Origin of the sequence: Shewanella marisflavi (assembly GCF_002215585.1) — a bacterium.
Classification (GTDB): Bacteria; Pseudomonadota; Gammaproteobacteria; order Enterobacterales; family Shewanellaceae; genus Shewanella; species Shewanella marisflavi.
The window spans coordinates 590,207-616,039 of sequence record NZ_CP022272.1; the positions used below are offsets into that span (position 1 = coordinate 590,207).

The 25,833-nt window shown below is 48.0% G+C and carries 21 protein-coding genes and 5 tRNA genes; 21 read left to right on the forward strand and 5 right to left on the reverse strand.

The genetic code is table 11. The features are described from left to right. Nucleotides 1–89: 89 nt before the first annotated feature. From CFF01_RS02655 to rsgA, 5 genes are all read right to left on the reverse strand, one after another. A complete protein-coding gene (locus CFF01_RS02655; RefSeq protein WP_088903768.1) occupies nt 90–821 on the reverse strand; it encodes a glycerophosphodiester phosphodiesterase in 732 nt (243 codons plus the stop codon). Continuing rightward, nucleotides 821–4,009, reverse strand: coding sequence for a mechanosensitive ion channel domain-containing protein (locus tag CFF01_RS02660; RefSeq protein ID WP_088903769.1), 3,189 nt, complete (start codon nt 4,007–4,009; stop codon nt 821–823). Before CFF01_RS02660 ends, CFF01_RS02655 begins: the two co-directional genes overlap by 1 nt. Nucleotides 4,010–4,133: 124 nt before the next feature. After that, nucleotides 4,134–5,024 (reverse strand): DMT family transporter, encoded by an 891-nt coding sequence (locus CFF01_RS02665; protein ID WP_088903770.1) that lies wholly within the window; start codon nt 5,022–5,024, stop codon nt 4,134–4,136. Nucleotides 5,025–5,032: 8 nt separating this feature from the next. Then, nucleotides 5,033–5,893, reverse strand: coding sequence for an archaetidylserine decarboxylase (gene asd / locus CFF01_RS02670; RefSeq protein ID WP_088903771.1), 861 nt, complete (start codon nt 5,891–5,893; stop codon nt 5,033–5,035). A gap of 88 nt (nt 5,894–5,981) precedes the next feature. After that, entirely contained in the window at nt 5,982–7,037 is a 1,056-nt protein-coding gene (rsgA, locus tag CFF01_RS02675; protein WP_088903772.1) for a small ribosomal subunit biogenesis GTPase RsgA, read from the reverse strand. Nucleotides 7,038–7,152: 115 nt separating this feature from the next. Here rsgA and orn point away from each other — a divergent pair, with 115 nt between their 5' ends. From orn to hflX, 21 genes are all read left to right on the forward strand, one after another. Continuing rightward, nucleotides 7,153–7,698, forward strand: a complete 546-nt coding sequence (gene orn / locus CFF01_RS02680; protein ID WP_033538752.1) for an oligoribonuclease — start codon at nt 7,153–7,155, stop codon at nt 7,696–7,698. A gap of 186 nt (nt 7,699–7,884) precedes the next feature. Beyond that, a tRNA-Gly gene (locus CFF01_RS02685) sits at nt 7,885–7,960 on the forward strand. 47 nt (nt 7,961–8,007) lie between these two features. Beyond that, nucleotides 8,008–8,083, forward strand: a tRNA-Gly gene (locus tag CFF01_RS02690). Between the two features lie 8 nt (nt 8,084–8,091). Continuing rightward, a tRNA-Gly gene (locus CFF01_RS02695) sits at nt 8,092–8,167 on the forward strand. 9 nt (nt 8,168–8,176) lie between these two features. Beyond that, nucleotides 8,177–8,277, forward strand: a tRNA-Gly gene (locus CFF01_RS19110). 15 nt (nt 8,278–8,292) lie between these two features. Beyond that, a tRNA-Gly gene (locus CFF01_RS02700) sits at nt 8,293–8,368 on the forward strand. Between the two features lie 1,090 nt (nt 8,369–9,458). Then, a complete protein-coding gene (locus CFF01_RS02710; protein ID WP_088903773.1) occupies nt 9,459–10,673 on the forward strand; it encodes a CaiB/BaiF CoA transferase family protein in 1,215 nt (404 codons plus the stop codon). 93 nt (nt 10,674–10,766) lie between these two features. Beyond that, a complete protein-coding gene (locus tag CFF01_RS02715; RefSeq protein WP_088903774.1) occupies nt 10,767–11,225 on the forward strand; it encodes a MaoC/PaaZ C-terminal domain-containing protein in 459 nt (152 codons plus the stop codon). Between the two features lie 138 nt (nt 11,226–11,363). Continuing rightward, the gene (locus CFF01_RS02720) at nt 11,364–11,837 is read left to right on the forward strand and encodes a MaoC family dehydratase (RefSeq protein ID WP_033538749.1); all 474 of its coding nucleotides are present in this window, start codon (nt 11,364–11,366) and stop codon (nt 11,835–11,837) included. Between the two features lie 46 nt (nt 11,838–11,883). Then, nucleotides 11,884–13,473 (forward strand): AMP-binding protein, encoded by a 1,590-nt coding sequence (locus tag CFF01_RS02725; RefSeq protein WP_088903775.1) that lies wholly within the window; start codon nt 11,884–11,886, stop codon nt 13,471–13,473. Between the two features lie 73 nt (nt 13,474–13,546). Further along, the gene (locus tag CFF01_RS02730) at nt 13,547–14,323 is read left to right on the forward strand and encodes an enoyl-CoA hydratase-related protein (RefSeq protein WP_033538748.1); all 777 of its coding nucleotides are present in this window, start codon (nt 13,547–13,549) and stop codon (nt 14,321–14,323) included. 30 nt (nt 14,324–14,353) lie between these two features. Next, the gene (locus CFF01_RS02735; RefSeq protein WP_033538747.1) at nt 14,354–15,109 is read left to right on the forward strand and encodes an enoyl-CoA hydratase/isomerase family protein; all 756 of its coding nucleotides are present in this window, start codon (nt 14,354–14,356) and stop codon (nt 15,107–15,109) included. Nucleotides 15,110–15,199: 90 nt separating this feature from the next. Continuing rightward, nucleotides 15,200–16,522, forward strand: coding sequence for a serine hydrolase domain-containing protein (locus CFF01_RS02740; protein ID WP_088903776.1), 1,323 nt, complete (start codon nt 15,200–15,202; stop codon nt 16,520–16,522). A 465-nt stretch (nt 16,523–16,987) separates the two neighbouring features. After that, entirely contained in the window at nt 16,988–17,443 is a 456-nt protein-coding gene (locus CFF01_RS02745; protein ID WP_033538746.1) for a hypothetical protein, read from the forward strand. 411 nt (nt 17,444–17,854) lie between these two features. Beyond that, nucleotides 17,855–19,333: an NAD(P)H-hydrate dehydratase gene (locus CFF01_RS02750; RefSeq protein ID WP_088903777.1), complete on the forward strand. Its 1,479-nt coding sequence runs from the start codon at nt 17,855–17,857 to the stop codon at nt 19,331–19,333. A gap of 251 nt (nt 19,334–19,584) precedes the next feature. Then, on the forward strand, nt 19,585–20,043 hold the full coding sequence (gene tsaE, locus CFF01_RS02755) for a tRNA (adenosine(37)-N6)-threonylcarbamoyltransferase complex ATPase subunit type 1 TsaE (protein WP_033538744.1): 459 nt from the start codon (nt 19,585–19,587) through the stop codon (nt 20,041–20,043). Nucleotides 20,044–20,045: 2 nt separating this feature from the next. Next, nucleotides 20,046–21,365, forward strand: a complete 1,320-nt coding sequence (locus tag CFF01_RS02760) for an N-acetylmuramoyl-L-alanine amidase (RefSeq protein ID WP_088903778.1) — start codon at nt 20,046–20,048, stop codon at nt 21,363–21,365. A gap of 9 nt (nt 21,366–21,374) precedes the next feature. Beyond that, nucleotides 21,375–23,189: a DNA mismatch repair endonuclease MutL gene (mutL, locus tag CFF01_RS02765; protein WP_088903779.1), complete on the forward strand. Its 1,815-nt coding sequence runs from the start codon at nt 21,375–21,377 to the stop codon at nt 23,187–23,189. Further along, entirely contained in the window at nt 23,182–24,108 is a 927-nt protein-coding gene (gene miaA / locus CFF01_RS02770; RefSeq protein WP_088903780.1) for a tRNA (adenosine(37)-N6)-dimethylallyltransferase MiaA, read from the forward strand. The genes mutL and miaA overlap by 8 nt, the downstream gene beginning before the upstream one ends. Before the next feature lie 91 nt (nt 24,109–24,199). Then, nucleotides 24,200–24,478, forward strand: a complete 279-nt coding sequence (hfq, locus tag CFF01_RS02775) for an RNA chaperone Hfq (RefSeq protein ID WP_033538740.1) — start codon at nt 24,200–24,202, stop codon at nt 24,476–24,478. Nucleotides 24,479–24,498: 20 nt separating this feature from the next. Continuing rightward, entirely contained in the window at nt 24,499–25,797 is a 1,299-nt protein-coding gene (gene hflX, locus CFF01_RS02780; protein ID WP_088903781.1) for a ribosome rescue GTPase HflX, read from the forward strand. Nucleotides 25,798–25,833: the final 36 nt, after the last annotated feature.

The window sequence follows — 25,833 nt, forward strand, 5'->3', positions numbered from 1 at the left end:
TTTTGTTTGGATAAGCGTTAAGCTTACAGTTACAAAAAAAGCCAAAGGTGTCTATACCGCTTATGAGATTTGCTTATTTGTTGGGCATGTTAAGGAGAGTAGGTACTTGCGGCCTCACGCGTGAGCAACAACTGATGAACACAGTCTGCGCTGACATCAGGAAAATTACTGAAAATGCCATCGACGCCCATCTGCGCGAGATAATGGATATCGTCGCGATTATCGACGGTATAGACAAATACCATAGCACCGCGGGCATGGGCGTCTTGTACTAACTCTCGGTTGACGAAGTTGATGCTAAGGTGCAAAGAGAAGGCATTGAGGCGAGTAACGATGGCGGCTAAGTCTTCTGGTACGCCTTCGATAAGCGGTGCCAGCACGGCTTCTGGGTAGGCTTGTCGTAGCTTAAACAGGAAGCCGTGATGAAAAGAGGAGATAAGTAGCTGATCGGCGCGATAACTAAGCTTGTTTAGTATTTGAGGATAGAGTGCCATAAAGGGCTCAATAGAGTTTAACCCCTTGAGTTCTATGTTGATCAGGGCGTTAAAAGATTGCAGATAGACCAGCAGATCCCAAAGTTTTGGGATGGGCTCGCCATCTACGGTGACACTTGCCAGATACTCTTGGGTGACCTCTTCAATCAGCCCAGTTCCAGAGCTTTTTCCATCGAGTCTACGGTCATGGAATACGTAGAGTTCTCCCTCGACACTGTGGACATCTATCTCGACCGCGTTGCAGCCAAGTTCGACCGATTTTTTGATGGCAGCCAGGGTATTTTCGGCAACGTAGCCACTGGCCCCACGATGAGCATAGATACGCATTAGCTTCTAATTAACCCCTGAGTCTCTTTGTTCTGACCACCTTTAATATGCACCTCAAGTTGTGGATAGGCGAGCTCTAAGTTGTTCTCTCTGAGTGTTTTACTCACCTGTTTATGCAGTTTGTGTCTGAGTGGCCAACGTGTGTTCATATCCTTGGCATAGGCGCGAATTTCATAATCTTGGGTATGCTTACCAAAACCAGCAAACCAGACTTCAGGTTCAGGTGTCGTCAAAGCGTCATCACACTCTTCAACCGCTTGGTACAGGGCGGCTTCTACCCTCGCCGGATCTGAATCTCTGGCAACAGAGACATAGACGATCACTCTGGTAATAGGATCTGACAGAGACCAGTTAATCAATTGCTCGGTAATAAAGGCCTTATTGGGAACAATGATCTCCTTTCTATCCCAGTCGACAATGGTGGTTGCGCGGATCTGGATCTTACTGACGGTGCCAGTGAGCTCACGAATAGTTACGGTATCGCCGATTCGTACTGGTTTCTCAAAGAGTATAATCAGACCCGAGATGAAGTTAGCGAAGATCTCCTGCAGACCGAAACCCAGACCTACAGAGAGAGCGGCAACCAGCCACTGTAGTTTAGACCACTCCATCCCCAGGGTGGAAAAACCGCTGAGCATACCGAAGAAGACCACTAAATAGCGACTTACTGTAGTGACCGCAAAGCCTGTGCCCTGAGAGAGATCCAGTCGCTGTAGGATCATCAGTTCTAACAGACCTGGTAAATTGGTGGCAATCATCAGCGAGAAGCCGACGATGATCAGCCCGAGCAGCAGGGACTTTAGGGTGATGGGAAGCTGTTGAGCGATACCATCGACTGTACTCGAGCTGGTCCATAGGGTGATGCCGTCCAAGAAGGAGAAGATGGCGCTATGGGTTTGTGTCCAGAGCCCTATCAGACTGATTAAAAATGCCAGGGTGAGCAGTGAGCGCACCAGTCCGAGAGATTGGCTGGAGATGGTTTCTAAATCTACCACCGGCTCTTCATAGGTATCGGGAGGCTCATTGCTGTTGGGATCGTCCTCTTTTTCACGCTGAGCCAAGATCTCGGCGCGCTTAGCCTTGGCACGGTTGAAGGCTATGCGTCGTCGCTCGATCAACATCCAGCGCTTTATCAGTAGATACAGCAGGATAAAGCTTAACGATAAGATCAATGAAAGCTGAAGCTGCAGTAGCATCTGGTAGGCAGTGAAATAGTAACCTCTAAAGGCCAGTACAGCGCAGATGGGTGGCAATAAGATGAGTATCGACCAGAGCAGTTTTTGTAGTAGTCGTTTGTTCTTATCATTCTGGTGATAGTGATGTTCTAGCTTCGATAGGCTCAAAAGATCCCGGTAGAACCAAAACAGCATGACCGCCAGCAGAATAAAGGCCCCGCGCCCCAAGCTGTTACGTACCATAGAGGCTTCTAGGGTCTCGGTAAACCCGACGACGCCCACGATGGGCATGGCCAGTACAGTCAGGGCGCGCAGACGTTGCTGGCCGGCGCGAATGATAAGCTTATTTCCTTTAAAGTGGCCGATCAGCAAACCATTGTCTAATGCCAATAGATAGGTGAAACGGTATAGCAGATACAGCATGCCTATGGCCAAAACTCCCATCCCAAGAGAGGAGACCAAGTTATGGTCGCTTAGGTGGAAGATAAGGCCACCGACTATCAGCGGAAGTGGCTTGATGGTGCTGTAGAGTAAGGAGGCCACCAGAGTGTAGAAGGTATAGATAAACTTATCTTGGGTAACGTTGCCCACATAGGTGACGTTTTTCGCCATCAATTGGGTAAATTTGGGCGTGATCAGATCCTGCATCACCAAGCAAAGTACCATTAAGATCACCCACCATGACCAGAGAGTGCTTTGTTCGCTCAGGGAGTCTTTTACCTGATGCCAAGGTGCCTGGGTGAGTAGCCACTGGGTGCTTTGGAGTAGATCACTTACCCAGTGGCCATCTATGCTATTGGCATTTGCCACCCAAAATAGGTGTTCGTTAAGTGTGGTTTTGAGCGTTTGATACTGCTGGCTGAGCTGTTCATATTGCACTCTGAGCTCTGCCAGTTCGCCCAGGTAGAGATCATAATTTTCCAGTAATTGACGTTGCAGTGTTTGCTGAGCGCTCAGGAGTTTTTCCTGCAGTGGCGTTAGTGCCTGTTCGCTATTGCTGAGCAGAGGATGTAGGGCTTGCTCTTGCTCTATCTCGTAGCGTGCCAGACGTGCACTGGCGATCTCATTGCTGATCTTATCTTGGCTCGGCGGCTTAGGCAGAGAGTAAAGGATACGTAAGAAGCGCTCGCCAAAGGCCGAATTAAGTTTAACTAAGCCTATCTGCTGTTGAATATTAGTGAGCTGCTTAGCCTGTAATTGATACTGGGTCTCCGCCTGCTCCTGTTTATTGACTGCAGCTGTCATGGCGTGAGTCAGCTCTTTAAGCTGCTCACCATAGGCCTGATTCTGCGCGTTAAGCTTGAGAGCGATGGCATCGTCTGTGATGCTGGTTTCTATCTGGCTGGCCGCAATGGTCGCAGCGGTTGCCTTATGGCGCTGTTCGGCAATCGCGCTGTTGAGTTTTTCAATTAAGGCTTCTTGCTGCACCAGCTGGCTGCGCACTAAGGCGAGTTGCTTTTGGGTCAGAGCGATCTGCTTCTGGCTGCTTGCCAGTTCCGACTCGAGTGTCGACAGCGTCTGTATATAGACTCGGCGCTGCATCTCACTCAGAGGCTGGTTGTCGTTTTCAGTGGCCTGTTTATGTTTAGACAAGGTGAGGTTGGCCTGGCTGATCAGGCTAGGAAGCTGACGCTGACGCTTAATGAGCTCATTGACCTGATTGGCGAGATTGGCCTCTGTGTCCTTGAGTTCTGACAGTCTGAGGTAAGAGAGTGACGCCTGCTGACTCAAATCTTGATTGGGGTTGTACTTAAGGGGGGAGGTGGAGTCTTTCTGTTGCTGGTTTAGCGCCTGCTTCTGACTCTCATAGCTATGAATGATGGCATCAAAATTGGATTGCAGGGCTTTTTGTTCGGTAAGCTGCTGCTCAAGGATCGCTAGCTGCTCAGCGGTACTTTTATTACTGACCTGGGAATCCTGTCCTATGCCAAGACGCTTATTGAGGTTCAAGGGCGAATTTGCAGCGCCCGAGAAAGAGATTAGACAGAGAATAATCAGTAAAATACGAGACATAAGCCGCTTTGTTCACACCAGCATGAATGGACGAATATATATTACCAAGTTAGTTTAAAAATGATATCTATGAATCGTTTAATTTGACCCGAGTGGAGATAAGTTTGCCGCAGATGCTAGAGGGTTAACGGCTGGCCTTCTGAGCGCGATTGGCTTTGTGGCTCTTTTGGGTTTCATATACAGCGGTAAACACCACCAGGGCGCCACCGATTAAGGTTTTCAGCGCCAGTCCTTCGCCCAAGATTAATAGGGCCAGTAGGGCACCGTATAGGGGTTGCAGGCAGGAGACCAGACTGACCGTCTTGGCACTGAGCTGGCGCAGCGCCGAGGTAAATAGGGCGTGGGGCGCGGCGGTAAAGACGATACCTAATAAGATAACTAGCCACCAGACGTTGGCTTGGATGCTGCTGGGCTCGACCTCGAGCCAGGGTAGCAGAAATAGTGCGCTGACGCCGGTTTGGTAGTACATGGCTTGGGCGCCCGTGTAGCTGGCAAAGTAGCGCTTATGTAGGAGGTTTCTCGCGGTAAACAAAGCCGCAGAGAGTACTCCTATGATGATCCCTAGGGTGACATCATTCCCTAGGTTGGCTTCGGGGATCAGCAAGCTTACGCCAAGGAGCACGCAGATACCGCTGATAATATCGGCCAGCTCCAGTCGCTTGCCGGTAAAAAATGGCTCGACCAGAACGGTCATCACAGGGTAGGTAAAGAAGGCTATCATGCCGATGGCCACAGACGAGAGCTGCATGGCGGCAAAGTAGGTGACCCAGTGGAGGCTGACGATGATGCCTAGCCCAATGGCAATATAGTAGTCTTTAACTTGATTAAGCTTGAGGTGATAACCACTCAGTTTAACCAATAGGCCGAGAGCAAGTGCGGCGATGCAGCAGCGTAGCGCCGTGATATCCAGGGCGCTGAGTGGGATCAGTTTGGAAAAGAGTGCCGTTCCCCCAAACAGGAGGACGGCCAGATGCAGTTCAATTAATCCCGAGCGTTCGCTGCTGTGCGTATTCAATATTTCCTCTAATCGATTTTGGCGAAGGCTTGTCCCATGCGGGTGACGGCCTTAGGCTCTACGCCATCGGCAAAGTGTTCGATCGCGTCTTTGGCAAACAGCATCACGACTGTGCTACCCAGCTTGAAGCGTCCCATCTCGTCGCCTTTGTCTAAGGTAATTGCCTCTGGGCCCTCGGTCGGATAGTCCCAGGTAAACACCTTCTTGCCTGTCGGTGGCGTGACTGTGCCTGCCCAGACGGTTTCTATGCTGGCGACGATCGTCGCACCTACTAATACCATGGCCATAGGACCAATTTCGGTTTCGAAGATGGCAACCACACGCTCGTTGCGGGCAAATAGACCCGGAACATTTTCCGCCGTCAGTGGGTTAACCGAAAACAACTCGCCCGGTACATAGGTCATCTTAGACAAAGTGCCTTTGATGGGCATGTGAATTCTGTGGTAGTCCTTAGGTGCCAGATAGATAGTGGCAAAGTCACCGCCTTCGAAGCGTTTGGCATCATCACTTTGATCGCCTAAAAGGGCAAGTGATGAATATTCATGTCCTTTTGCCTGAAAGATGCGACCCTCTTTGATGGGACCGCACTGGCTGACCGCACCATCTACCGGATGGACGATATAGTCGTCATCATCACACAGAGGACGGATACCGGGCTTTAAGGCGCGAGTGAAGAAGGCGTTGAAGCTGGCATAGGCTTCAGGCTCGCTTGCGGCGGCTTCACTCATGTCTATTTTATATTGCTTGATAAACCATTTAATTACACTTGTGGTCACTGCGCCAAGTTCGGCGGCTGCCAGTTTACCCACGAGTCGTGATAGCAGGTGCTTTGGCATTATGTATTGCAAGGCAATCTTCAATTTGTCCACAGTATGTTTTCCTTCAAATCCAATCTGGCTGTTCTTACTTTAGGGTCTGTTGATCTCTCAAGTTTAAGCAAAGAACAACAGGCCCTAGTTAATCGGTGTCGTTTCTGAAATGACGGGCATGGCGCTGCTCATCTAGGCTATCGATTATACGATGATAGTTGTTGTATCTGTCTTGGGAGATTTTACCCTCCTCGAAAGCCTGGGTGATGGCGCAGCCCGGGTCATTTTTATGTTTACAGTCTCTGAACTTACAGGTGCCGAGGTAATCTCTAAATTCAATAAAGCACCAGCCTACGCGCTCGGCAGGCAAGTGCCATAGGGCAAATTCTCGTACACCCGGAGAGTCCACCAGATCGCCGCCGCTGGGGAAATGCAGCAGTTTGGCCGTGGTTGTGGTGTGTTGACCCAAGCCTGATGTTTCAGATACATCACCTGTGATCAATTCAGCTTCTGGTAACAGAGCATTAATAAGCGAAGACTTACCCACACCCGATTGACCAACAAATACGCTGACCTTATCTTTTAACAGGGCTTTAATGGCTTCAACCCCTTCGCCTGACTTGCTACTGACTTGATAGACGGAGTAGCCAATGGCCTGATACCGCTTTAGCGCCGCTTCGACCTGAGGTGCCTCTTCGTCGCTAAGCAGATCGATCTTATTGAGTATGATGACAGGGGCTATGCCTGTGTCTTCGGCAGCAACGAGATAGCGGTCGATAATTTGAGTCGTAAAACTAGGGACCACTGACGACACAATAAGGATCTGGTCGATATTAGCGGCGATAATCTTGATGCCATCATACAGATCCGGGCGTGAGAGTGACGAGTGCCTAGGATGAACGGCTTCGATGACGCCAGCTATGGTGGCGCTGGTTTCGGTGGCCTGACGAACAATGACTTTATCGCCAGTGACCAAGCTTTGAATGTTTCGGCGAATATTACAGCGAACCAGTTCGCCGCTTTCTGTTTCAACATCAGCATGTTGACCGAAACGAGAAATGACGGTGCCGAGCTGCTCTGGTCCCAGTGAGCTATCCTGTAACTCAACGGTGGCGTTTTCGGTGTCTTTTCGCTGCAAACGCTTCTCTTGATTGGCACGCATGCGACGGCGTTGACCTTGGCTTAGGGGTTTCTTCTTACTCACAATATCGTCATCGTCAAAATAAGGTTATTTTGTGTCATCTAAAAAAGCAGTATGATACACGGTCTTAAATAAAAAAGCCTGAATTTAGGCAAACACGCATTGATAAGGCAGATATATGGCTGCAGATGAAACGAATCTGATTTGGGTAGATCTTGAGATGACAGGGTTAGAGCCTGAGGTCGATAGAATTATTGAAATTGCGACAATCGTGACAGATAAAGAGTTAAACATATTGGCCGAAGGGCCCGTGATTGCAATTCATCAGAGTGAAGATGTATTAGCCGCCATGGATGATTGGAATCAGAAGCACCATGGCGAGTCAGGCTTGATCGAAAGAGTCAAAGCGAGTGACTTTAGTGAGCAAGATGCTATAGAGCAGACGATAGCCTTTCTTTCACAACATGTCCCGGCAGGTGTTTCACCCATGTGTGGTAACAGCATTGGCCAGGACAGGCGTTTTATGAATCGTTACATGCCAGCCTTGGAAGATTATTTCCATTACCGCAATATTGATGTGAGTTCAGTCAAAGAGTTAGTGCGTCGCTGGAAGCCAGAGGTGATGAACGGTTTCAAGAAGCAGGGGACTCACCAAGCCTTGGTTGATATTCAGGAGTCGATTGCCGAACTGCAATATTATCGCGAGAAAGTATTTAAAATTTGACCAAACGGTAGAAAATTTTAAATTAGGGGGTTGCAGAGGGGCGAAATTCTCCTATAATGCGGCCTCAACTTTTTACTAGCGTGTTCGTTGGTAGAGATTGAAATGCGATATTAGCTCAGTTGATAAAAGGTGAAAGACGATAACTTTTGTTGATGATGACAGTTAATTTAGCTCGAAAAAATTTATGCGACATTAGCTCAGTTGGTAGAGCGATACCTTGCCAAGGTATAGGTCATCGGTTCGAACCCGATATGTCGCTCCAAATTACAAAAGTTTGGTTACACCAATATCCAGACTCACAGATTTTAAGCGACATTAGCTCAGTTGGTAGAGCGATACCTTGCCAAGGTATAGGTCATCGGTTCGAACCCGATATGTCGCTCCAAATTTTATGCGACATTAGCTCAGTTGGTAGAGCGATACCTTGCCAAGGTATAGGTCATCGGTTCGAACCCGATATGTCGCTCCAAAATTTTATGCGACATTAGCTCAGTTGACTCTTTGTATAGAGCAAAAGAGCGATACCTTACCAAGGTTTATGTCATCGGTTGTTTGTTTCGAAGCCGATATGTCGCTCCAAGTTTAAAGATTTATGCGACATTAGCTCAGTTGGTAGAGCGATACCTTGCCAAGGTATAGGTCATCGGTTCGAACCCGATATGTCGCTCCAATCTTCTTTTTAGTTTTAACTCCCCCTTTAAAATTATTCACGACATTAGCTCAGTTGCTGCTTTGCGCAGAGTAATAGCGATACCTTGCCAAGGTATAGGTCATCGGTTCGAACCCGATATGTCGCTCCAATCTTCTTTTCAGTTTTAACTTCCCCTTTAAAATTATTCACCACATTAGCTCAGTTGACTCTTTGTATAGAGCAAAAGGGCGATACCTTACCAAGGTTTATCTCATCGGCTGTTTGTTGCTAAGGCGATATGTCGCTCTAATCTTCTTTTCAGTTTTAACTTCCCCTTTAAAATTAATCACCACATTAGCTCAGTTGCTGCTTTGTGCAGAGTAAGGGCGATACCTTGCAAAGGCTTAGGTCCAGTTCGTAGGGCTTATGCGTCTAACTCTTTATGTTGCTGCAAATTTCCCATCTAAAGTTTTTAATCCCATAGAAGCACTTTATTTCACTTATGTGTTGTTGTCACTATCGGCAACATTAGCTCAGTTGACTCTCTGTATCCTTCGCTGAGCGTATCTTGCAGAGGTATGGGGCCAGCCAATATGCCCCAGCAGGTTTTTTCTCACAAGCTTTTTTACAGCAAAACATCCTACTTCGATTTACCTCTGGGTTTGCCGTCAGCGGCACTCGCTCGATTGAATCTAGCTCCTTTGAATCCTGGCTTATCGGCTAAAGCATGCTCAGTTACCAAAAGTTGTTTGAAGGGTTGAGTCCTTCAAATTGTATTGTTCGTATATTAAAAACTGGCATAAATTAATCACAAGACGGAGAGATGGCAACAAAGATGAGTTCCCCCCGCTAGCTTGAGGAGGACCTAATCATACATTGACTACTTTCTGGTGAATCGAGAAGGGGAGGCAGAATCACAATGCAAATTAACATTGCGATTTTATCACCCCAACTATGGCCCCTGCTGTTTTGGCCGGTTCACGTAATCAGTCACTTGAGTTCATTTTGCAACCAAGGTGCATTGAACAATCAAGTTGTACTGGATTTTTAGTTAAGCCAACACATTGCAATCAATAGATTTATTAATGCGTAGGTTTTGTAGATTTAGTTCAAATTAGGAGACTCCACAATGGCTGGAATTCTAGAAGGTATCCGAGTAATTGAAGTTGCATCAATGGCAGCTGCACCATCTGCAACCGTAATGCTTGCCGACCACGGTGCTGAAGTGATTAAGATTGAACCGCTAGCAGGCGACCCATGGCGCTATGGTCACATGGTTGCTGGCATGCCAAAAAGCAAAATAGCCTACACCACCTATACACAGAACCGCACTAAGAAGTCAGTGGCTCTGGATTTGAAAAAGCCAGAAGCACAGGCGGCGTTACTTAAGTTAGTCGCGACGGCGGATGTGTTCTTAACTAACTCTCCACGTAATGTGCAAAAACACCTTAAGCACACCTACGAAGATATCAAAGCGGTCAATCCAGAAATCGTATACGCCTGGATAAACGGCTTCGGTTTGGAAGGTCCAGACAAAGATGCCCCAGGCTTTGACATGACAGCTTGGTATGCACGTACAGGCATTATGGAAGAGCTGCGTCCGAAAGAAGCTAGCCCAGTTCCGCTCCCAGTTGGCACCGGCGACTTGAATACCGCCACGGCGCTGTTCAGTGCAGTAATGACAGGCCTTTTCCATAAAGAGCGTACAGGTAAAGGCTCTAAAGTCTCTACCTCTCTGATGAATAACGGCTTGTGGGCTAACTCAAGCATGATGCAGGCCGCATTAGTTGGCGCACCAGCGATGAAGAAGTATCACCGCGAAGAGTGGCCAAACCCAGTCACTGGTGGTGTGTTCAAAACCCAAGATAACCGTTATGTCATTATCGTTGAGCTGAACCCAAACAACGTTGATAACTTGCGCGATGCCTTCGGCGCGGATCACTTAAAAGGTGATGAGCGCTTCGCAACGCCTGAGCAGCGTGCGGTAAACCATCAAGCGCTGTTTGATGAGATGCAAGCGATTGTTGGCCAGCATGATCTCGCTAAGGTTAAAGCACGCCTAAAAGAGTTCGGAGTCAACTTCAGCGTGGTGCAAACCACTGAAGAGTGTACTCGTGACGAGCACATGATCGCCAATGGCTGCTTCCCTGAAGTAGAGGGTACTGACGGTATCCGCACCATTGATAGCCCAATCCAGGTTGAAGGTAACGGCATTAACAAGGTTAAGCCGCAAAACCCACCTAAAGTTGGCGAGCACACTATGTCTGCGCTAACTGGCCTTGGCTATAGCGAAGAAGAAGTGCAAGCACTGGTTGCAGCGAAAGCCGTTGGACTTCCACGTTAATCACATCAAGCGAAAAGATGTAATACCAACCTGGGTGTATCTATAAGGCTATGGCCAGGTTGGGTTTCCAAATTCAAATAGAAGGTAAATATCATGTCAGATCATAAGTTTTTTGAAGATTTCGAAATTGGCGAAAGCTTTGTCACTAACGCACGCACCATTACGGAAACCGACATTGTCATGCATGCCATGCACAGTGGTGACTGGCAACCGCATCACACCAACGAAGAATTTGCTAAAGAGCAACCATTTAGAACGCGTATTGCCCACGGCAATCTGACTTTCTGTGTCAGTACTGGTTTGATTTTCCAGTCTTCTTCAGAAAATCCAAACATCATGGCTTACGGCTTCAACAAAGTGCGTTATCCAGCGCCTGTCTTTCCTGGGGACACTATCAAGGTAGAAGTCACCATCATTGAGAAGAAAGACCATCCTAAGCAGAAAACACACGGCCTGATAACACAGACCGAAGTGACCACTAACCAACGCGGCGACACCGTGGCTTATGTTGAGCATGAGTTGTTTGTGACCAAGCGAACTCCTACGGCATAACCCCAAGTGATTGAGCCTACCCCGCTATTGATATTCAGCGAGGATAGGCTCAGCCAGATGGCATGGTGCAGATGTTCGATGCCAAGCTAAATTTCCTTAAATTCTGCGACATGCAGAATTCAAAAAGAGAGAACAGATATGAGTGAAGTAGCGAAGTATAAAGAAGTAGCCAAATTCTTTGAAGATTTTGAAATCGGCGAAACACGTACGACTGCAGGCAGAACCATTACAGAAACTGATTTTGTTATGCACGCAATGCATTCGGGTGACTGGATGCCACACCACACAGATGCTGAGTGGTGTAAGACACAACCGTTTAAAAAGCCGATTATCCATGGCAACGCGACATTTAGTATCAGCACGGGGTTATGCATTCAAGGTGAGCCATTAAACCCACATGGCATGTCTTACGGCTACGACAAAATCCGTTACCCAAACCCTGTGTTTGAAGGTGACACCATTCAAGTCACCATGACTGTGATTGAGAAAAAAGATCATCCTAAACGCCCGACTCACGGTTTGATCACTGAAGAGAAAGTGACCACTAACCAACATGGTCAAGTTGTATGCGTCGCTCACCACGTTATCTATGTAGAGAAACGTAATCCTTAGTCTTTAAGGTTTATCTCGCAATTATCGTTGAAAGGAGAATAAGTCGATGAAAGTAAACGAACATAAAGCCTCTAAATTGGAACAGTTTCGTTGTATGGACGTTGCTTGGCTGCTGAACCAATGGGTTGAGCGCCAACCAGACAAGCCGTTTGTTGTTTGGTCTCCTTTCGATGACAGCCCAAGTCAATCTTGGACTTATGCGGAGTTATCACTTGCAGCCAAGCAGGTTGCAGCCGGACTGAAAAAGCGCGGGGTAAGTGAAGGAAAATTTGTCTTAATGCATTTTGACAATTCTCCTGATTTTCTTATCGCTTGGTTTGCCTGTGCTTATCTTGGTGCTGTGCCGGTGACGACCAATACGCGTTCAGTGGCGGAAAATGTTCACTATTTCGCGCAGGTCATGAACCCTGTGTGTGCGATCACGTCAGCAGACTATGCAAATGTGGTGCGTGAAGCATGCGGCGACTTAACGCCGGTGATTGTCTCTGGGGAGATGACACCAGAAGCTGTTGCCATTTTACATACAGAATCTTTTGCCGATCTCGCGTGCAATGAGCCCATTCCTGAGCTGACCAGCGATCCTGAGCGTAATTTTGCGGTTCAGTTTACATCAGGCACCACCTCACGCCCTAAACCCACCATGTGGAGCAATGCCAATGCATTGTGGGCGGGTAAGTCGATGTCAACCAACCTGCGTTTAAATAACGACGACAGAACTTTACTCTTTCTACCCCTGTTTCATGCCAACGCGCAGATCAGTTTATTAAGCACCTTGTGGGTCGGCGGTACTGTCGTTGTGCAGCCTAAATTCTCAGTATCGCGTTTTTGGGATGCTTGTGTTGCTCATGATATCACTTGGATATCTATGATTCCTTTCGCTTTTAAAGCGCTTAAAGGTAAGCCAGTGCCTTCAGACCATAAAGTCCGAGTGATGATGGGGCTTGAGCTGATGCCCGAGCTTGAAAAAGAGTTTGGTGTACAAATTATGGCGATGTGGGGCATGACGGAAACCCTCTCTGCTTGCATCGTGACCGACCCGTTTCACCCAGGCCCTGCGGGGAGCATTGGCCGTCCTTCACCCTTCTACGATATCGAAATTCGTAAGGAAGAAGATGGGCGTTTAGCCGGGCCAGGCGAGCAAGGTCTCTTGTTCGTGCGTGGCGAGCGCGGCGTGACGCTGTTTAAAGAATATTACCAACAAGCTGACCATACCGCGGAAGCGTTCGATAAGAGTGGCGCTCTCGATACCGGCGACATCATCCGCATCGATGAGCAAGGCTGGCTGCATTATGTCGCGCGTTACAAAGATATGTTGCGCGTTGGCGGTGAAAACGTTGCTGCACTAGAGATCGAAACTGCCATCGATGAAACCGGTTTGGTGATGGAGTGTGCCGTGGTTGGCCAGAAGCACTACATGTTAGGTGAAGTCCCAGTTGCATTTGTTTCATTGAGTGATGAAGGCAAAAAACTCAAACATGAGCAAGTGAGTGAGAGAGTGATAGCCCACTGTCGTGAAAAACTGGCGGATTTCAAAGTCCCCAGAAACGTGATGATTGTGGCGAGCTTTCCACGGTCAACCCTAGACAGAATTTCGAAAAAAGTATTGAGAGAACGACTGCCTCCAATCGAGTCATAAGCTCATTGTTGACGCGATTTTCAACTCAATATCAAAAACTTGTAAAGAATTAGTAATTAATCAGGAGCTAAAGATGGCGACCTACAAATATGTAACTACAGAACAGATTGGCAATGTGGGAGTGGTGACTTTTAATCGCCCTGAAGCATTAAACGCCTTGAACGAACAAGTAGAAATGGATGTGACCGATGCACTGAAAGCCTTCGATGCAGATGACGCTATAGGCTGCATGGTACTGGCGGGTGGCGACAAAGCTTTTTGTGCTGGCGCAGACCTAAAGTGGATTGCCTCACAAGACTTTGATTCGGCTTATCGTGGCAACCTTGCGGCCTATATGGACCAAGTGGCTAAGCTGCGTAAACCAGTAGTGGCAGCTGTGCGTGGTTTTGCCTTTGGTGGCGGCACCGAAATCGCTTTGATGTGCGACATCATCATTGCCGATAGCACCGCTAAATTTGCCTTACCTGAAGTGACACTAGGCGTGATTCCTGGCGGCGGTGGTCCTGCTCGATTAACGCGTGCGGTAGGCAAAGCCAAGGCCATGTATTACATCCTGACTGGTAAACCTTTCAGCGCCGAAGAAGCAGAGCGCATCGGCTTGATCACTAAAGTCGTTGAAGACGGTCAATTACTCGATGAAGCCTTGGCAGTAGCAAGTGCCATTGCCAGCAACCCCCGTTTAGCCGTGTTAGCCGGTAAAGAAGCCGTTAACCAACAAGCCGAAGTGCCACTGGCACCTGGGCTTAACCTTGAGCGTCGTCTTTTCCATGGGCTGTTTGGTACGGAAGATCAGCGCGAAGGCATGACTGCATTTGCCGAAAAACGCAAACCTAATTACAAAAAATATTAATTTTCACAGATAAGTATTGAGGAAAATATTATGAGTAAAGTAATCGTCGAAAAGAACAAGGGTATTGTGCATGTAAAAATCAACCGTCCTGAGGTGATGAATGCCTGTGATGGTGAAACCTATAATGCGATCGCCGATGCCTGGGATGAGCTGGAAAACGACCCAACGCTGCGTGTTGGTATTATCAGTGGTGAAGGTCGCGCATTCTGTGTGGGCACTGACATCAAATGGGTGAACTCTCCTGCCGCCGATGGTTTTGTTGACCGCCTATACCCACGTCTTATGACCATGACAAAACCTGTTATTGCGGCTATTCACGGTCACTGTAACGGTGGTGGTTTGGAGCAAGCTTTAGGCGCGGATATCCGCGTATGTGCCGATAACGCACACTTTGGTTTTGGTGAGATTCGTCTTGGCTGGATCCCTGGTGGTCACGGTACCCAACGTTTACCACGCGTGATCCCTCTGGGTAACGCGCTGGAATTGCTTTACACAGGTAACCGCATCGATGCCCCAGAAGCGCTACGTCTTGGCTTAGTGAATCACATGGTTCCCGCTGAAGAGCTGATGGCGAAATGTGAGCAGATCGCCAAAGATATCGTCAGTTCGGCACCACTTGCCGTACAGAAAATGAAATCTACCGTGATGAACGGCTTAGATCTGCCACTGCCTGAAGCGGTGAAACTTGAGAAAGCAGCGTTTGAATGGCTAATGGCTACTGAAGATGCCAATGAGGGTGCTACCGCCTTTGCTGAAAAACGTGCACCTAACTGGCAAGCCAAATAACGGCTAGTGGCTAGGTATTTAGCTTTAAGCTTATAAGGCCGCCATGGCTTATAGACTTTATGAAACAAGATATTGTTTATAGGATTCATCATGAAAAAGTTTAGTCAAGTCTCCAAATCTGTGCTTTTAGCCTCTGCGTTTGCTTGCGTTTTGCCGCAAGCGATGGCTCAAGATAAAACACCTCTTATTGAGTTTAAAAATGGTTTTCCAATAGAGCTTGAGAAGGCCACCCGTGAAGCAAACTATGGCGAGCTGTTTTTAGGCGGTGATATTTCTGCTTATTTCAACATGCGCGCTTCTGAGTTTTTACCTACGGCAGTGTTACCGGCTCGCCAAGCGGTGATGCCATTGGGTCAAAAGCCTATGCCTGAAGTGGGCTTAATAAAATCTGACATGACGTCAGAGAGTAAGTTAAAAGGGCCGCTGACGCTGGATCAGTTTTTAGAGCAATCTGATGGTGCCCAGGGTTTCCTCGTGGTGCACAAAGGCAATATCGTATACGAAAAATACCCACGGATGCGCCAAGAGGATGTTCATGTTTGGATGTCTTCAGCGAAACCTACCGCTAGTTTATTGATCGACATGCTTATCAGTGAAGGCAAAATTGACGAAAATGCCCCAGTAACTAACTACTTAACTGATTTTAAAGGCACCGATTGGGACGGCATTACCACACGCGATATCTTGGATATGGCGACCGGTATGGATTTGGAAGATACCAGCGAGTCTCGCTTTGATCCCAATAACGTGGCACGCCGTGTTTATGAAGCTGAATTTGGTTTCCCTAACGAAAAACACGGTCTAGAAACTTTGGCTGAAGTACTTAAAAGCACTAAAGCTAAAGAAGAACCGGGTTTGTCTTTTCAGTACGCTTCAGGCCTTACTCAAATGTTAGTGCTTATTGCTGAAGAAGTAGAGCATGAACGTTGGCATCAAATATTTGACCGTCGAGTATGGTCAAAAGTGGGCGCTGAAGGTTCGCTACAGTTACACATGACTACCGACGGTGTTGTGGCAGCTCATGGTTTAATCTCTAGTAACCTGAGAGACTTCGCACGCTTTGGTATGCTTTACACGCCAAGCTGGAACAAAATCTCTACCGAACAAGTAGTTTCAGATGACATTCTAAAACGCATTCATACTGAAAAACGTTCTCACGAATTCTTTATGAAAGGCTTCGATGGCGCTGTTATGGAAGACTATTTAGGTTCTACCGATATCGTTGCTAACAGCCGCCAGTGGGATGTACTTTGGGCTGATGGCGATATGTGGAAAGGTGGTTTGATGACTCAAGGTTTATATGTATCACCTAGCCGAGACCTAGTGATTGTATATTTCAACGTCAATAACGAAGACCACTCTGGCCACCGCTATGCGCGTAAAATTGCCACGTCAGGCTTATTCGACAAATAAACCGCGCTTAATCGCAAGTTGAATACTCGTAAGGCGGCACCCAATGGGTGCCGCTTTTGTATTGCTGGCGTAGATACGTTTTCACTTAAAGCCGGGGGGCATAGTGTTATAGGCGTTCATTGCAGTCGCTAGAAAGTGTCTAGGTTTCTCGCGCCTTAACAAGTGGCTGTCCGACGCGGAGGATGAATTTTTATGCATTGTGCTGGCTTCAATCTAAACCAGTTGTTGCCGGGCAAGTAGGTTGCCAAAGCCCCTAAATTAGCGACTATTGGCAAGACTGCGGTGAGAAGATCACAAAATTTGCATTTGCGTGATGTGAGATAAAATTCTTTAAGCTTGTCTAATGTAGCGACTCCAGAAGTGCCCAAACTATGACATTGTTCAAAAAAAACTGGGGTAAATACTTCCATAATGAAATCAAGTCAGTACTAACGCCTAGAATTGGCATCGATTGGAGAAGGTAAGATGAGATTTCAACAACTTAATGAACAGTTGGCATATGTCTCTAAGTGTCGCTTGGAAATGGCCCGTCTGTATGCGCGTTTGCATAGTGCTGTAGATTCTTCTCGTGTGAAGTTGATGCTGGAGTATTTACAGCAACATGAAAAAGAAGTGTCTCAGAAGATAGATGATTACATCGAAGAGGCACCATCTCGTCTGTTAGAGCTGTGGTACAACGATATCGTGTTCGAAGACTTTATCAAACGCTGCCAGGAGGTGATTCCTGCGGCCAATATGAATGAAGATGATCTGTTAGAGTTGCACCTGGATCTGGATAATCGTTTGATCGGTCTGTTTGAGAAGACGGCCGAATCCTCTGTGCCGGGTGATGTGAAAAATGCTTTAAATGATCTGGTGCGTGTCGAAAAGATCCAGCAACAACGTCTGGTGCATAGCAGCCTGAGAATGGAAGATATTTAACCCAGCAATATGTTGTAACGCTTGTTAAAAAAGGTGCCTTGTGCGCCTTTTTTGTTTGTGATGCTAAATATTGAATGTTTTATTCTGCACTCCCCTATTTTAAATCGCTTTTTTTCCTTACCTTTCTTTTTTATTTACGTAATCATCCCTGTTAAAGCCAGTTGTTGTGATAGCAATCTAACTGATTATGGCTGTTAGGGGGCTGTTTGTTGTCTGGGTGGCGATAACTGCCTATCAAGTCTTTTGAGTCTCCCTGTTGTTTTAGGCCGCGATTTCTTGTGCCAGATCAAACTTCTTTCATTCAGTGCTGTTTGACATGAATCTATTGGCGATTAAAAGCTCAAATATCGAATATGCTTAGGAGATTGGCTAGGGAGCCCGAAAAGATGAGATTTGTAAAGGAGATTCCAGATGTTGTTTAGTGACGGGCAGCTTCCATCTGCGTTATATACGGCGCAAGCAATAAGGGAAGCCGAAGCGCGCATGATTGCGTCCGGTGAGGCAAGTTTATGCGAATTGATCGACAAGGCAGGTCAATCGGCTTTCGAGCTATTACAGCGCGAAGGGAAGCTCAATAACAAAATTCTGGTCTTGGCCGGCTATGGCAACAACGGGGCTGATGCTTACATTTGCGCGACCTTGCTGCTCGAATCTGGCTGTGATGTCTCCTTGTATGCCGTTGAGCGTACCGAGTTAGGTGAGGGGGTCAATTATGCGAAGGCGGCTTTTTTGGCTGCCGGTGGGCATCAATTAACCGATTACAAAGACGCCTTAAAAGAGGCTGAGGTCGTGGTTGATGGCCTGTTGGGCACAGGGGTTAAAGGCGAGGTTCGTGCGCCCTTTGTGGATATCATCACCTTAATGCAAAGTTACTCGCCTTGGATCTTGTCACTCGATGTTCCCTCAGGAATCGATGTCGATACCGGCGCAGGTTTGTTGGCCGTTAGAGCTGATGTCACCTTGACTTTTGGCGCGCCCAAACAGGGCCTGATCACAGGTAAGGCAAGAGATTGTGTCGGGCGACTCTGGTTTGCCGATATTGGCTTACAGCCCTTCTTACCCGAATCTAAGGTGACTAATATCGCTTACCGTCTTACTGATCTCGGTTTGCCCGCTAGGGCAAAGAACAGTCATAAAGGCGCCTGCGGCAAAGTCACAGTGATCGGCGGTGACTTTGGGATGGCCGGGGCGCCTCGATTGGCGGCTGAGAGCTGTCTAAGGGCTGGCGCGGGCTTAGTGGCAGTGATCTCAAGGCCTGAACATTTGACCGTAGTGAATGCGGGTCGTCCGGAAATCATGTTCTGGGGTTGCGAGCTGGTGGATATGGAGGTGTATCAGCGTCTGGGCTGGGCGGATATTTTGCTGATTGGTCCAGGGCTAGGTAAACGCGACTGGGGTTACAACTTGCTCAAGGCAACGGGGTTGAGCGATAAACCCTGCGTGATGGATGCCGATGCGCTGAATTTGTTGGCATTAGAGCCGACTAAGCAAAGCAATTGGGTGTTGACGCCCCACAGTGGCGAGGCCGCCCGTCTTTTGGGAATAAGTATTGCAGAGGTGGAGGCGGATAGGTTCGCTGCCGTCTACAAGTTGCAGGCTAAGTATGGTGGCGTTGTCGTGCTAAAAGGTGCTGGCACCTTGATTTATGACGGCAAAAATTGCCATGTTGCGCCTGTGGGTAATCCGGGGCTTGCGAGCGGCGGCAGTGGTGACGTATTGGGCGGGATTATTGCAGCCTTAATGGCGCAAGGGATGCCTATGATGGACGCCGCCAGTGCAGGAGTGGTGGTTCATGGTGTGGCGGCTGATTTTGCTGCTGAAAAGGGGGAGCGGGGGATGTTGGCCTGTGACCTGTTTGAACATATTCGCGCCCTGGTTGATAAGATTTAGCTCAGGGCCCGTTGGTCTTTCAGGGGGCATTTGGATGACCCCTTTGTACGGCATTATCGCCAGCCGGTGTAGATAAAAACTTTACCGGCTCTGCCTTGTACAATTGGCCAACAAGCTGCTTCAAAAACAATCAGGAAAGATTAACAGGCTCTAACCAGATTAAAATGCGCTAATGTTTGTTTAGATAAACGCCGGTTTAGGTTAAAGTATCTGGCTCAAAAAAGGTTTGTCCTGAATTAGTGATAGATACGATGAGAACAGTGAAAGTTTATCTTGAAAATGAAGCAGAAACCGTTAGTTTAGGTCAAAGGTTAGCCAGTGCGATTAAGCCGCCATTGACTCTCTATTTGAGCGGTGAATTGGGCGCAGGTAAAACCACATTTAGCCGTGGTTTGATCCAAAGCCTAGGGCATAAGGGCGCGGTAAAGAGCCCTACCTATACACTGGTTGAGCCATATGAGTTGGGTGATATAGATGTGTATCATTTTGATCTGTATCGGTTAAGTGATCCTGAAGAACTTGAATTCATGGGGATTAGAGATTATTTCACTGAGTCGAGCCTGTGTATCGTTGAGTGGCCTGACAAGGGCGTTGGACTCTTGCCTGAGGCTGATCTGGCGATCGATATTCAATATCATCAACAGGGCCGCGAGGTCACACTGACGGCGCAATCGCGTGCCGGCGAGATTTTGTTAGATAGTTATACATAATAATGATAAGAACTGAATCACTAATAAAACGTATATTATTGATTGTCCTACTTTGTATTCCTTCCATTGCCTATAGTGCAAATAAGCTGGAAGGTGTACGCATCTGGGCGGCTCCTGAATCGACACGTGTGGTGTTTGATCTGCGTGAGCCGCCAAAATACACCCACTTCACCCTGACCAGTCCCTATCGTTTGGTCGTGGATCTTGCGACCACGGCAACGGGCCTAGATCTAAGTAAGATTGAAAATAACAGTAAGCTGGTAAAACGGGTACGTGTTAGTAAACCGCCGAAGAAGGGAACGCTGAGGTTGGTGATTGATCTGGTGAAGCCTGCTAAAGCTAACTTATTTTCATTGGCACCCACAGCCCCCTATGGTAACCGCCTGGTCGTGGATCTTGAAGGGGATAGTGTTAATAAGAAAACGGTAAAAGCGGAGCCAGAGCAAGAGCTTAGGGACGTTATCGTGGCCATTGATGCGGGACATGGTGGCGATGACCCAGGTTCCATTGGGCCCAAAGGCACTTATGAGAAAAAGGTGGTGCTGCAGATCGCTAAAAAGGTGGAGGCCAAAATTAATGCCACCCCTGGTATGCGCGCCGTCATGACCCGCACCGGCGATTACTTCGTCAACCTGAATAGGCGCTCGGAGATTGCCCGCAACAGCAAGGCGGATCTGCTGATCTCTATCCATGCAGATGCCTTTACTTCTCCTCAGCCTCACGGCGCCTCGGTATGGGTGCTGTCGATGCGCCGGGCCAACAGTGAAATTGGTCGTTGGTTAGAGCAAAAAGAGAAACATTCTGAACTGCTTGGTGGAGCCGGTGAAATTATTCAAAACACCGACAATGAGCAGTATTTGGCTATGACGCTGCTGGATATGTCCATGGATAGATCGATGGCGATCAGCCACAACATTGCCGGCGACGTACTAGACAACTTGGGCAAGGTGACGCGTCTGCACAAGCATAAGCCTGAGGCGGCGAGTTTCGCGGTGCTCAAGTCGCCAGATATTCCTTCCATTTTGGTCGAAACAGGCTTTATTTCGAATCATAGAGAAGAGCGTCTGTTGACCCAGCGCGATCATCAAAACAATATCGCCAATGCCGTTCATAAAGGTGTGGTGCGTTATTTCGAGAATAATCCGCCCGCACATACCCTGCTGGCGAGCAAGAGCGGTTTCAAGCATAAAGTGGCCGCCGGTGAGTCTTTATCTGTGATTGCCCATCGTTATCAGGTTTCAATCGCCAGCATTAAAAAAGCCAATAAGCTCAAGTCGAATACCTTGTTTATTGGCCAAAAGCTGATTATTCCCAGGGCTTAAGGAGCCAAGATGACGATTAGAGTTTTGCCTCCTCAATTGGCTAACCAGATAGCCGCCGGGGAGGTGGTGGAACGTCCGGCATCTGTTATCAAGGAGTTAGTTGAAAACAGCCTGGATGCGGGTGCCACACGTGTCGATATCGAGATCGATAAGGGCGGCAGTAAGCTTATTAAGATCACAGATGATGGCTCGGGTATTCCCAAAGAGGAGCTCAGTCTCGCGTTGTCGCGCCATGCCACCTCTAAGTTGGCCTCATTAGACGATCTCGACGCTATTTTGAGTTTTGGTTTTCGCGGTGAGGCCCTTGCCAGTATCAGTTCGGTATCCAGATTAACCTTTACCTCTCGTACCCAAGAGCAAGCAGAAGCCTGGCAAGCCTACGCCGAAGGCTCAGAGATGGCGGTCAAGGTGATACCTGCTGCCCATCCTGTGGGCTCCACGGTCGAAGCGGCGGACCTGTTTTTCAACACACCAGCCAGGCGCCGATTTCTAAAGAGTGATAAAACTGAATTTACCCATATCGATGAATGGCTTAAGCGTATTGCCTTAGTGCGTAGCGAGATTCACTTTACGCTTAAGCACAACGGCAAACAGGTGCGTAACTATCGTCCAGCGAAGACCGAAGCCCAGTATCTGCAACGTCTGGGTCAAGTTAGCGGTAAGGCTTTTGCCGAGAATGCCCTAAAGGTCGACTGTGAGCATAACGGCTTGAGCTTGAGTGGTTACATTCAGTCTCCCAACAGTGAGATGCCTGTCGGCGATACTCAATATTTTTATGTTAATGGCCGCTTGGTGCGTGACCGTTTGGTGAATCACGCGGTGCGTCAGGCGTTTGCACAGCAACTACAGGGCGAGCAGATAGCCTTTGTGTTGATGTTGAGCTTGGATCCCCATCAGGTTGATGTGAATGTGCATCCGGCCAAGCATGAGGTGCGCTTTCATGAGAGCCGCTATGTGCATGATTTTATCTTGCAAGCCCTAGAGTCGGCGCTGCGCCAAAGTAGCGAACTGAGTTTTGAACCTGCATTCGCTAGGCCTGCCAATGTTCCCGCTGCAGAGACGCAAACCGCTTATATCAGGCCGTTGATGTCTGAGTCTCAACGGGGAGAGAGCGGGAGGGAGTATGGCAACGCTCGAATCAGCGAGTCTCACGGCCAGGGTTACAGCAGTCAGCACCAGACGAGCAGTCGCGGCCGAAGTTATGCCAGTACCGAGCTCCCAAGCCAGGCGGCAGTCGATAGTTATGCTCAGTTGATGACCACTCCTGGTCAAGTAAACCATCAGGCTACAGCTAATCAGCCGCAGATGCCTCAGGTGCTAGACGGCCGCTATTGGCTGCTGGTGCGAGGAGCCGAATTGGCTTTGCTCGGTTTATCTAGCGTGGCGCGCGAAGTTGCTCGGCAACAGATATCGGCCAAGCTGGCATCGGGGCTGATAGGTCAGCCGCTCTTAATGCCTGTGTCGGTTAAAGTCGATGAAGATTGGCAACAAACCCTGTTTGAGCGTGAGCAGCTAATTAGAAAATTAGGCCTAGAGCTAACTATTCGTCTTGGCCAGTTGATAATTAAAAAAGTGCCCCCATATCTAAGGCAGAGTCAGCTGGCGAGCGTGGTTCCTGAGTTTTTACAGTGGATACGTTTCGAAGAGCCCACGACCGATGCGCTGATTAATTGGTTGGTTGAACAGTCGAGCGGCCAGTTTAGTTCTGCCAGTGCGCTGTGGGCTGAACTTATGGGATTACCAGAGTCGCAGCAGCAAGAAATTTTATCTATGGCTAAGGCTTTGCCTTGGCAAGAATGGTTAGGTGAGCAAACGAGTGAATAGCGAGAGTCAGCCGACAATTATCACCCTGATGGGACCGACCGCGTCGGGTAAGACTGCGCTTGCGATGGCTTTGGCCGAAGAGCATAATTGCGAGATCATCTCGGTGGACTCAGCGCTTATCTACCGTGGTATGGATATCGGCAGTGCTAAACCGACCCAGGAAGAGCTCAGTCGTGCACCTCATCGTTTGATCGATATTCGTGACCCGAGCGAAAGTTATTCCGCGGCGGATTTTCGCAGCGATGCGATAGCAGAGATAGAGCAGATTTTAAGTGAGGGTAAAACACCACTCTTGGTGGGAGGCACTATGCTCTATTTCAAGGCGCTATTAGAGGGGTTATCTCCATTGCCGCCAGCCGATGAAACGATTCGGGCAGAGATAGCGAAAGAGGCTGAGACCAAAGGGTGGCAAGCCTTGCATGATCAGTTACGCCAGATAGACCCTGTGTCTGCTGAGCGTATTCACCCTAATGATCCGCAGCGACTGTCACGGGCATTAGAGGTATACCGCATTAGTGGTAAGAGCCTGACGACCTTAACAGAGGTTAAGGCTGATGCTTTGCCTTATAAGGTGGTGCAATTTGGCATAGCACCCAAAGATCGTAAAGTGCTACACCTTGCTATAGCAGAAAGATTTAAATTGATGTTAAATCAAGGTTTCGTCGAAGAGGTGCAAGCGCTCAAGGCGCGAGAGGATCTGCATCTAGACCTGCCTTCGATGAGATGTGTGGGATATCGCCAAGTGTGGCAGTATCTCGATGGGGAATATGACTATGATACTATGGTCGAAAAATCCATAGTTGCGACTAGGCAATTGGCTAAGCGTCAATTAACATGGTTGCGAGGATGGGCTGATCTAAATTGGCTGGAGAGTGGTGATGAATCAAATCTGGCGCGACTATTAGAGCATTGTCGCTAGCTAATTCATTCACTCTATATAATACTAAAACCAAACCAGAAATTGATGCTGTATTAGGTTTTAATTAATTTTAATAAAAAGGAAATTACAAATGGCTAAGGGGCAATCTTTACAAGACCCATTTTTGAACGCATTACGACGTGAACGCGTTCCGGTATCTATCTACCTAGTTAATGGTATCAAGCTTCAAGGACAGGTTGAGTCATTCGATCAGTTTGTTATTTTATTGAAGAACACCGTCAGCCAGATGGTATACAAGCACGCTATCTCAACTGTGGTGCCTGCACGTCCATTTAACGTGAGCAGCCACCATAATACGCCAAATCAGTCTGCCGGTTATAACGCACCGCATGATGATAGTGCTGAGTAATTTCCTAAGGAGTTCGATTTTTGTTTGAACGCTATGAGGCGGGAGAAGCTGCAGTACTTGTCCATGTCGACTTTTCAGATGAAGACAGTAGGGAAGATATTACCGAACTTCGTTTATTAGTCGAATCGGCAGGCGCTGAAACCGTAGGCGTGATCACGGGAAGTCGTCGTTCTCCAGATAGAAAGTATTTTGTTGGTACAGGTAAAGCGGAAGAGTTGGCAGCCATGGTTGCCGCTACTGACGCCAATGTGGTGATTTTTAACCACGCCTTGAGTCCTGCACAAGAGCGTAATCTTGAGCTGATCTGTCAGTGCCGGGTCTTAGACCGTACGACACTGATTCTTGATATTTTTGCTCAGCGCGCCAGGACTTATGAAGGCAAGTTGCAGGTGGAGCTAGCGCAATTACGCCACATGTCAACGCGCCTGATCCGTGGTTGGACCCACCTTGAACGTCAAAAAGGGGGCATCGGCCTGCGGGGACCGGGTGAAACTCAGCTGGAAACCGATAGACGTTTGCTTCGTGGTCGTATTAAGACCATCAACAAACGGCTCGAGAAAGTCGATAAACAGCGTGAGCAGAGTCGACGCGCAAGACAAAGAAGCGAGTTAGCCACAGTATCACTGGTGGGTTACACCAACGCGGGCAAGTCAACCTTGTTTAACGCGTTAACCGTTTCCGAGGTCTATGCTGCCGATCAGCTGTTTGCGACACTCGATCCGACCTTACGTAAGCTGGACTTAGAAGACGGTTCGGTCATTTTGGCTGATACCGTTGGTTTTATCAGACATCTTCCCCATGACTTGGTGGCTGCGTTTAAAGCCACGTTACAGGAAACTCGCGAAGCGGATCTTCTGTTACATGTGGTTGATAGTGCTGATGAAAACATGGGCGACAATTTTGAACAGGTACAATTAGTACTGAAAGAAATTGGCGCAGAAGAGATTCCACAGCTCATTGTCTGTAACAAGATAGATCTGTTGGAAGAAGTGGGACCTAAGATCGACTATGATGGCGATGGGGTCCCAACGCGTGTTTGGGTTTCGGCTCAACAGCGTTTAGGCTTGGAATTACTTGAAAAGGCAATCAATCAATTGATTGGTCGTGCCATAGTAGAGTTGACCTTGTGTATTCCGGCGACGGCCGGACATTATCTTGGCCAGTTTTATCGACTGGATGTGATACAGCAGAAAGAGTATGACGATCTGGGGAACTGTATCGTGTCTGTACGCTTATTGGAGGCCGATTGGCACCGATTAGCTAAGCAGAGCCAAGGGGAGTTGGAAACCTTTATTGTTGAAACAGCATCAATAGAGTAGTTTTTAGTAATCTCGTTTATTTCATACACCTATGGA

What these genes read in the sequence shown, in the direction of transcription:
- CFF01_RS02740 (WP_088903776.1), top strand. Translation starts at nt 15,200, where the DNA reads ATGAAAAAGTTTAGTCAAGTCTCCAAATCTGTGCTTTTAGCCTCTGCG.
- tsaE (WP_033538744.1), top strand. Translation starts at nt 19,585, where the DNA reads ATGAGAACAGTGAAAGTTTATCTTGAAAATGAAGCAGAAACCGTTAGT.
- CFF01_RS02715 (WP_088903774.1), top strand. Translation starts at nt 10,767, where the DNA reads ATGTCAGATCATAAGTTTTTTGAAGATTTCGAAATTGGCGAAAGCTTT.
- CFF01_RS02710 (WP_088903773.1), top strand. Translation starts at nt 9,459, where the DNA reads ATGGCTGGAATTCTAGAAGGTATCCGAGTAATTGAAGTTGCATCAATG.
- mutL (WP_088903779.1), top strand. Translation starts at nt 21,375, where the DNA reads ATGACGATTAGAGTTTTGCCTCCTCAATTGGCTAACCAGATAGCCGCC.
- CFF01_RS02655 (WP_088903768.1), bottom strand. Translation starts at nt 821, where the DNA reads ATGCGTATCTATGCTCATCGTGGGGCCAGTGGCTACGTTGCCGAAAAT.
- CFF01_RS02660 (WP_088903769.1), bottom strand. Translation starts at nt 4,009, where the DNA reads ATGTCTCGTATTTTACTGATTATTCTCTGTCTAATCTCTTTCTCGGGC.
- CFF01_RS02730 (WP_033538748.1), top strand. Translation starts at nt 13,547, where the DNA reads ATGGCGACCTACAAATATGTAACTACAGAACAGATTGGCAATGTGGGA.
- CFF01_RS02750 (WP_088903777.1), top strand. Translation starts at nt 17,855, where the DNA reads ATGTTGTTTAGTGACGGGCAGCTTCCATCTGCGTTATATACGGCGCAA.
- CFF01_RS02745 (WP_033538746.1), top strand. Translation starts at nt 16,988, where the DNA reads ATGAGATTTCAACAACTTAATGAACAGTTGGCATATGTCTCTAAGTGT.
- orn (WP_033538752.1), top strand. Translation starts at nt 7,153, where the DNA reads ATGGCTGCAGATGAAACGAATCTGATTTGGGTAGATCTTGAGATGACA.
- CFF01_RS02760 (WP_088903778.1), top strand. Translation starts at nt 20,046, where the DNA reads ATGATAAGAACTGAATCACTAATAAAACGTATATTATTGATTGTCCTA.
- CFF01_RS02720 (WP_033538749.1), top strand. Translation starts at nt 11,364, where the DNA reads ATGAGTGAAGTAGCGAAGTATAAAGAAGTAGCCAAATTCTTTGAAGAT.
- hfq (WP_033538740.1), top strand. Translation starts at nt 24,200, where the DNA reads ATGGCTAAGGGGCAATCTTTACAAGACCCATTTTTGAACGCATTACGA.
- CFF01_RS02725 (WP_088903775.1), top strand. Translation starts at nt 11,884, where the DNA reads ATGAAAGTAAACGAACATAAAGCCTCTAAATTGGAACAGTTTCGTTGT.
- CFF01_RS02735 (WP_033538747.1), top strand. Translation starts at nt 14,354, where the DNA reads ATGAGTAAAGTAATCGTCGAAAAGAACAAGGGTATTGTGCATGTAAAA.